Consider the following 8,255-nt stretch of genomic DNA (forward strand, 5'->3'; position numbering starts at 1 on the left):
GTAGCGACAAAAAGTCTGAGTGTTTTCTCGTCAAGTATTGGCGCAAGCATTTCGAAGCGTTTTTTTATCAACCTTATTTCCATGCATGCAGTATAGCATGTACGTTTTAAATGTAAAGGTTATTTTGTGACAACTCCTTAACGGAAAAACTCTAAAGGCCTTCCGCTTCTTCTTTAACTGTTGTAGCTATTTTAAACAGCAGTGTTAATACTAAAAACCCTACAGCATACACTCCTAATGTAATGGCTATTTCAGGTTTTGTAGGAATATATTCAGTAACATGATGCAGCGGAGAAGGTACAAAACCTCCGGAGATCATGCCAAGCCCCTTATCTATCCATGTCCCGCAAAATACACAGATACATGCTATCAGAAGTATTCCTTCTTTCTGTCTTGTAAAAGGATTTACAAGAAGGATGATGGAAATAACCATCAAAACTATAGATGCCCACATCCATGGCACAAGGGCGGCATGACCGTGCAAACCTTTATACAGGTATATCATATGAGCCATATGATCGGGGATTTTACTGTAGAATACGACAAAAACCTCACAGAGCAAGAAAAAGACGTTTAATAAAATACCGTAGGTTACAATTTTAGCAAGAGTCTGAATCTGCTCCTTACCCGGATCAAACTTTGTGAGTTTTCTTACAAGAAGGCAAAGAAGAATTAAAAACGCAGGGCCTGCGGCAAACGCTGAAGCAAGAAACCGGGGAGCAAGTATTGCAGTAAGCCAGAACCCTCTTCCGGGAAGACCGCAGTACAAAAATGCCGTTACGGTATGAATACTGACCGCCCAGGGCACTGAAAGATAGATAAGCGGTTTAACCCATTTGGGTGGAGCAACGGAATTTCTCTCGGCCTGAAGAACCTGCCAGCCTATTATTATATTTAAGAACAGATACCCGTTTAATACTATCATATCCCAGAAAAGTATGGAATTCGGAGTAGGATATAAAATTACATTTAAAGCGCGCATGGGCTGCCCAAGATCCGCAATGATAAATAGCAGACACATGGTTACTGATGCCACAGCCAGAAATTCCCCAAGAATTGTTATCCTTCCAAAGGCTTTATAATGATGAAGATAATAGGGCAATACCAGCATAACGGCTGATGCGGCAACACCGACAAGAAATGTAAACTGGGCAATATAAAATCCCCATGATACATCTCTGCTCATTCCGGTAAGACCGAGGCCGTAACTAAGCTGCCATAAATAACAGCCTATTCCAACACCGATAACGGCAAGCAGACATGCAATCCATCCATAATATCTTTTGCTTCCTTTAAGTGCTAATTCAAGCATAACCACCTCATACGATGTAATAAACAGAGGGCTCGGTACCGAGGGCCACTTTGCGTCGAATTGTATAGTTAGTTTTCAATAACTTTCTGACTTCAGATTCCGGATTATCAAGATCTCCAAAAACAAGAGCGCCCTTGGATGCTTCAACACAGGCAGGCTGTAATCCAACAGCAAGCCGTTCAGCGCAAAAATTGCACTTTTCAACAACACCTCTTGCTCTTGTCGGGAATTTTTTATTTATCTCTTTAACAAAGGGGCGGGGATCTCTGAAATTAAAGCTTCTTGATCCATAAGGGCATGCCGCCATGCAAAACCGGCAACCGATGCACCTGTGAAAATCCATTGCTACAATACCGTCAGCCTGTTTAAAAGTCGCTTTTGTCGGGCAGGCTCTGACGCATGGTGCATCCTTGCACTGGTTACAAAGGACCAGAAAAGGCAAATGTTCTATGCGCTCATTCACATATTCATGCTCAAGATCAGGAAACGCATGTTTGAATTCTTCTTCCCATATCCATTTAATTTCATGGCGTTTATTTTCAAGTACAGGAACATTATGAATTTTATGGCAGGCCTCAATCATTGGTTTGAGATCTTCTTCCGATTCAAACTTCCTGGTATCAATAACCATTCCCCATCTTTTGGCAGTTATAGCATCTTTTCCCGGAGCGGCATTAATCTTCATATCCAACATGCTTATATCTAACGCAAAAGCATCCAAAACAGGGGTTGCACTCAGGCCCAGTGCTGAAATTCCAGCTATCTTTAAGAAATTTCTTCTGCTGTTTTCCATCACTATTTCTCCTTCGGATTATCAATATGGCAATCATAGCAGTAAGGAGTTACCGATGCATAGGTGTGACACTTATCACAAAACTCTGCCTTATTTGAATGGCATTCCAAACAACCGTTGGATAAACTCATATCAAATTCCTTGTCACTGCTGTTAATATAAAGTCTGTTTTTATCCCTTACAACCGAATTTCTCCAACTGTTTAAAATCTGCATATGCTCGGTTTTCATAAATGCTTTTGGCTCTATGCATTCTTTTGCAGCCTTGGCCTTCTCGGTAAGTTCGGGTTGAGGAACCGGGGCTGCCTTTCCCATGTTATACCAGAAGGGAAAAGCAAAAATAACTAAAAATATAACAATACCGGTTATCACTTCACCTTTGTTATACATCTTTTTTTCTTCTTTATCATGATGGTTATCAGACATTTTACTCCTCCATTCCTGGAAGCGGTTCATCGCGCAGGTTGACAGTTCTTTCTTTCTCACCAGGCATTATCAAAGCATTTGCAACCAACTCGGTAAGACCTGTAACATTAACTTCAGGCACCCAGTATTCCATGAGAGCCGGAAAGACAGCCCTGTCAATTGCGCAGATACAGGCCAGCATATTTACACCGAATTTATCGTGAACGTACTTTACTGCATTAGCCCTCGGCAGGCCCCCGCACATCCTTAATTCCATATCTTCACCTGCGTTAAGACCGGAACCGCTGCCGCAGCAGAAAGTCTGCTCCCTGATGGTATTACTCGGCATTTCATAAAAATTATTGCAGGTATTTTTTATAACATACCTTGGCTCATCAAACATCCCCATGCCTCTGGCCGGGTTGCAGGAATCATGATAAGTTACTTTGAGGTTATCATTACGGCTTTTATCGAGTTTCAGTTTTCCATGATATATAAGATCAGCCGTAAATTCTGAAATATGAACCATTTTCGTTGAATTAGCGTTTTCAAACTTTGTTCCGGTAATGGGAGAAACCGGATTTTCAAGAAAATCCGCAGGCCCGTTCATTGTATCCATGTACTGAGTTATAACACGCCACATATGACCGCACTCACCACCAAGTATCCATTTAACCCCAAGTCGTTTTGCTTCGGCATACATTTTTGAATTAAGGCGCTTCATCATTTCATGAGAGGTGAAAAATCCGAAATTTCCACCTTCGGAAGCATAGGTGCTCCAGGTAATATTGAGTCCCTGCTCCTTTAAGTAATGAAACAGCATCAGATAGCCCATTGCGGTATAAGTGCCCGGATCGGCAAAAACATCCCCTGATGGAGTAATGAACAATATATCGGCTCCCTTCTTATTGAACGAAGGCTCTACCACCACACCTGTTTTCTCTTCTATATCATCCACAAAGAATTCAATCATTTCTTTGTATGCATGCGGTTGTATTCCAAGATGGTTTCCTGTCCGGTAGCAATTTGCAACAGGAGTTGCAATCCAGTCGATATTAAGCCCAAGCAGATTAAATATTTCCCTGGCCATAATAGTTATCTCGGCTGTATCAATACCGTAAGGACAAAATACGGAACAACGCCTGCATTCAGTGCATTGAAAGAAATAATACCACCATTCCTTCAGCACATCCAAAGTCATTTCACGTGCTCCTGCAACCTTACCGAAAATTTTCCCTGCTGTGGTAAAATCATTACGGTAAACCGAACGGAGAAGCTCGGCTCTTAAAACAGGCATATTTTTCGGATCGCCGGTTCCTATGAAAAAATGGCATTTATCCGCACAAGCTCCGCATCTTACACATATATCCATAAACACTTTAAAAGAACGAAATCTGTCTAACCGCTCTTTAAAAGCATTATGTACTATCTCTTTCCAGTTTTCCGGAAGTTTCCAGTCATCATCAAGCGGATTCCAGGCACGTGCATTTGGAAGGCCTATATATTCCACGCTTTTTGGGTTTGAGGCATAACAGTACATGCCCTTTCTGATTTCGACAGGGGTATCCATCCATCCTTTTTGGGGAGGATTGTAATCTATTTTTTCTATCAGCTCATTATTGTTTTTTGGAAGGTCTGACATCTGTTACTCCTTTTCAACCGGCAGTCCGGCATCTATCATTTTTTCCCTGAACTCATCCTCATACTCCTCATATGTATGGATATGAACAGGATAATTCCATGGATTGACATGCCTGACCGCCCGGGTGTTGCCCGGCAGATTTCTTGTAGGACTCATAAATATACCACCCATATGCATAAGCTTGCTGAAAGGGAAATAGGCAAGCAATACGCTTACAAAAAAGATATGCACATAAAAGATACCGCCTATGCCCTCCGGAATTACCGGATGAAATGTAACAAGGCCCATTGCAAGCTGCTTTGCCCCTATGACATCAATCTTAAAAATATGTCTCATCAATATTCCGCTTGCGGCTATTCCTATAATTAAAAAAAGCGGAAAATAATCCTGAATAAGTGAGATATATTTTACCTGAGGAATAATAATTCTTCTTATTAGCAGATAAGAAACAGCTGCAAGAAGAACAAAACCAGACAACATAATTCCAGGCACGCCGACCTGCATCATTCCGTCTACTTTTTCAAGCATCCGTATGGCAAACGGGACAGGCTCGGTGAAAAGCCTTAAATGCCTTGCCAAAACCGCAAAGAAGGATGCATGGAAAGCAAGAGCAGCAAGCCAGAGAAAAATCTCCAGATTAAAGGAAATTTTCGGACCTTCGCTTAGCTGGGTTTTTGTATTCCTGAATAAGGATCGGAAAAGAAAAACCTCCAGAAACATCCTGCCGAAAACTCCTCCGGTAGTGGTGGGATTGTCCAGATTGGCAGGTTTTATCCATGGCAAGGATTTCTGCTGTCCGGCAGTAGTTGGAATTGCAAAAGGCACCGGAGAGCGTGCCCACCCGATTACACGATTTATCGCTCCTATCACAAATACAAGAAGGGCTGTATATGGGATTACAACTCCAAACAGAAATTGTGCTTTGAAACCTGCCGTCTCAGCCCCGACAAAGGCAAGCAACGATAAAACAATTACCACTGTGAGTGAGAACATGCACTTAATCATTTAACATTACCTCGCTCCATGGCTTAAGATAGCTTTCACTCAAACGAAGCCACCTCAAGCTTTAATTTTTAAACATTGTTAAACCAACCGAGACTCCGTATTATTGTCCGGAATCTCTTTAATTAGACCGGCCCTTTTAAACGCTTTGAAGGTTCTGTTTTTTTCTTCATTTGCTTTTATATCATATATTTTTTCTCTGCATTTCATATATATGTCAAAACCTGCCATTGCGATCAAATCAATTTTTCTGTCAAACTGTGTTAATGCTGTTAATATAGTATCATTAATATCTTTATCTTTTAACTGGTCTCTTATTATCTCTTTAAGAGAAAATAAAAAAGAAACCGCCCTGGACGGGGTGAAATCCTGTATAGCTCTTATCCTTATTATAGGATCAAGAAATGAATTTATTGTATCAAGATCCATTTTGCCAAGCAGCTCATCCATCAAAACGGCAAGGCTCTTTTGAGTTGTGTTTCCTACCGGATTTGAGAATGGATTTTTCTGGCTTTTTAGAAACCTGGAAGTATCGGAAGGATAGGTATCTACAACGATATCAAACCATTTATCAACAATGACTTTTTTCTTTTGTTCCAGGATTTCTTCAAGTTTCATATTCAAGAATCACGCCCAATCTATTTATATGCCGGGAAAGTTATTTTTATTATAGCGGCTTTTTTACACTTTGGTCTAATGCCGTCCGGCGCAAATTCTATAGTCAAGATAAAAAATCATGTCAAGCATAAAAGATAATATTTTTCGGGGAATTGTGAATTATTGGAAATGATTCTGATATTTTGTATTAAATAGGAGATTAAGTTGATTTTTTTTACGGCATGATTTAAGTCATCTGCAATCGGTTTTAAGTAACTTGATAGCTTGAAGGATGAGGCATGATGGATTTTTACGATTCTATCATGTGTAAATATCTAATATTTTACTATGAATACTTAATTATTGTGCAGGAACAGATAATGAATATTTCCGATTTTTCTATTGAACAGATAGCGGGTCAGCGACTTATGGCAGGATTTGATGGTAAGGAATTAACCGGTGAGCTGATGTTTCTTATAGATACTGTGAAAGTTGGGGGCTTGATCCTTTTTTCGGCAAATATCGAAACTCCCGAACAGATAAAAAATCTTTGCGGGTCAGCTCAGGCTTACGCAAGATCATGCAATCAGCCTCCCCTGATTATCTCGATTGACCAGGAAGGCGGTCAGGTTGCAAGGTTAAAGGAACCTTCTTTTACACGGTTTCCGGGAAATCCTGAGATGAAAAGTGAAAATGATGCTGTAATATTTGCACAAACTACTGCAAAGGAATTGCTCGGGATTGGAATAAACATGGACATGGCTCCTGTGATAGATGTTGCACCGGAAGGGATTAACAGCGTTATGGCAGGCAGGTCTTTTGGTTGTGATCCAAACTGGGTTTCAAAGATGGGTGTTGCAGTTATAGAGAACATGCAGGCAAAAAAATTGATGGCAGTAGCCAAACATTTTCCGGGAATAGGAAGAACCGTTCCGGATTCCCATTTTGAACTGCCTATACTTGATGCTAAACTTTGTGATCTGGAATCTTTTGATCTTATCCCTTTTTATTCCGCAATAAGGCATAACGTTTCAGGAATAATGCTTTCCCATATACTTTATAAAAAAATCGACGAAAAATGGCCGGCAAGCCTTTCTGAAAAAATTGCAGGAAATCTTTTACGCGATCATATGGGATATGAAGGCATAGTAATGACAGATGATCTTGACATGGGAGCCATAAGGAATAATTTCGATATTAAAACTGTCATAAAGCAAATTCTTTATGCCGGGATAGATATGGCGCTCATATGCCATACCGGACCAAATATTGGATACTCTTTTGAGGAAATTTTAAAAAATATGCGCGATTCAAGGGCAATTGAAATGAAAGCTGAAAAATCAGTCCGACGAATACTTTCGTGCAAAGAAAAATATCTGCTTTGAAATATTTATTTCACTTTTTATCATCAAATACAGCAATTATCATAAATCTGTTCAGTTTGGGTGAGTGTGCGAGCATATTCGGTTTCATTAATATGGATAGGCCTCGGCCTGAGCGGTCTGGCGGTTTAGAATCAGACCAAGGACTTTTTCTTTTGGCAGCATCTGCATAGCTTTGTTGACCTCGGCCATGGATGTCTTGCCGGCCTGCACAACCATGATAATCCAGTCAACAAGCGGTGCGAAGGTCATAGCATCAGTACCAACAAGGAGTGGCGGAACATCGAAAATCACATAACGTTCCGGATAACGGTTCTTCATCTCAGAGTCAAGCTCCCGCATTCTCGGCGATGCGATGACCTCGCTGCTCTCCTGAATGGTTTTTCCACCCGAGATAACCGTCAGCTTCTCGATGCCCGGCCAGACAATAAGATCAGACAACGGCATGTCGTCGAGAAGGTGGTCCAAAAGACCGCGGTCACTATTAAAACCCATGACCTCATGTACGCACTGTTTCCGGAAATCGCAATCCACCAGCATGACTGTCTGCTCGAACCCTTTTGCGAATGTCAGGGACAGGTTGATGGCCGTGGTTGTCTTGCCCTCCCCGGACAGGGCGCTGGTGATCATTATGGACCTTCCCCCCCGTTCCTTGGTTCGGCGCAGGATACGGGTTCTTAGAATCTTATAAGACTCAACTTCCGGACTGTTCGAACATGGTCATGCAACGGTTCATAACCATGATGTTGGGATCAAGCCTGACGTCCCTTGCCTGGGAATAGACCGGGGACACCCAGCCAGCCTTGGATTTGGTATCACATAGCGTGGCATGCTCCATTTTATTGGCCAGGCCTGTATTCTTCGATCCATTCACATTCTTTCCGGCAAAAAACATACTCAGATTCATAGCATACTCCTTAATAAGACACTTTTCATAACACACTCTCACGGCTCATAAACTTATCAGCTTATCAGCTTATGAACTAAAGTTTCACCGAAATGATGCATGGTTTACTCACGCGACCATCCGTAACAGCGCGTCCACGAAAGATTTTCGGGAGAGTTTCTGGTTTTTGTTGCAAACGGCATTAAAATCATCAGCCAACGCGGCCTTGGCGATGAT

Annotated in this window: 9 protein-coding genes; 1 reads left to right on the forward strand and 8 read right to left on the reverse strand. The window is 41.4% G+C overall.

Annotated elements, in window-relative coordinates; all coding sequences use genetic code 11:
- Positions 1-151 precede the first annotated feature (151 nt).
- The 6 genes from dsrP to VXK47_RS14995 form a co-directional block, all read right to left on the reverse strand.
- Positions 152-1,312 carry a sulfate reduction electron transfer complex DsrMKJOP subunit DsrP gene (dsrP, locus tag VXK47_RS14970; RefSeq protein ID WP_435549590.1) on the reverse strand — a complete coding sequence of 387 codons (1,161 nt, stop codon included), beginning with the start codon at positions 1,310-1,312 and terminating at the stop codon, positions 152-154.
- 7 nt (positions 1,313-1,319) lie between these two features.
- Positions 1,320-2,105, reverse strand: a complete 786-nt coding sequence (dsrO, locus tag VXK47_RS14975) for a sulfate reduction electron transfer complex DsrMKJOP subunit DsrO (protein ID WP_435549591.1) — start codon at positions 2,103-2,105, stop codon at positions 1,320-1,322.
- Positions 2,106-2,107: 2 nt separating this feature from the next.
- Complete coding sequence (gene dsrJ / locus VXK47_RS14980) at positions 2,108-2,530, reverse strand: sulfate reduction electron transfer complex DsrMKJOP subunit DsrJ (RefSeq protein WP_435549592.1); 423 nt, start codon at positions 2,528-2,530, stop codon at positions 2,108-2,110.
- Between the two features lies 1 nt (position 2,531).
- Positions 2,532-4,151 (reverse strand): (Fe-S)-binding protein, encoded by a 1,620-nt coding sequence (gene dsrK / locus VXK47_RS14985; protein WP_435549593.1) that lies wholly within the window; start codon positions 4,149-4,151, stop codon positions 2,532-2,534.
- A gap of 3 nt (positions 4,152-4,154) precedes the next feature.
- Positions 4,155-5,156, reverse strand: coding sequence for a sulfate reduction electron transfer complex DsrMKJOP subunit DsrM (dsrM, locus tag VXK47_RS14990; protein ID WP_435549594.1), 1,002 nt, complete (start codon positions 5,154-5,156; stop codon positions 4,155-4,157).
- Positions 5,157-5,234: 78 nt separating this feature from the next.
- A complete protein-coding gene (locus tag VXK47_RS14995; protein WP_435549595.1) occupies positions 5,235-5,771 on the reverse strand; it encodes an RsbRD N-terminal domain-containing protein in 537 nt (178 codons plus the stop codon).
- 278 nt (positions 5,772-6,049) lie between these two features.
- On the opposite strand from VXK47_RS14995, the gene VXK47_RS15000 reads away from it, so the two are divergent.
- Complete coding sequence (locus tag VXK47_RS15000) at positions 6,050-7,135, forward strand: glycoside hydrolase family 3 N-terminal domain-containing protein (RefSeq protein WP_435549596.1); 1,086 nt, start codon at positions 6,050-6,052, stop codon at positions 7,133-7,135.
- 87 nt (positions 7,136-7,222) lie between these two features.
- Here VXK47_RS15000 and VXK47_RS15005 read toward each other — a convergent pair whose 3' ends face one another.
- Together VXK47_RS15005 and VXK47_RS15010 are read right to left on the reverse strand one after the other, a co-directional pair.
- Entirely contained in the window at positions 7,223-7,816 is a 594-nt protein-coding gene (locus tag VXK47_RS15005) for a polysaccharide biosynthesis tyrosine autokinase (RefSeq protein ID WP_435549598.1), read from the reverse strand.
- A gap of 10 nt (positions 7,817-7,826) precedes the next feature.
- The gene (locus VXK47_RS15010) at positions 7,827-8,039 is read right to left on the reverse strand and encodes a hypothetical protein (protein ID WP_435549597.1); all 213 of its coding nucleotides are present in this window, start codon (positions 8,037-8,039) and stop codon (positions 7,827-7,829) included.
- Between the last annotated feature and the right edge of the window lie 216 nt (positions 8,040-8,255).

The organism is Desulfobacterium sp. N47 (assembly GCF_051233685.1).
Taxonomy (GTDB): domain Bacteria; phylum Desulfobacterota; class Desulfobacteria; order Desulfobacterales; family RPRI01; genus RPRI01.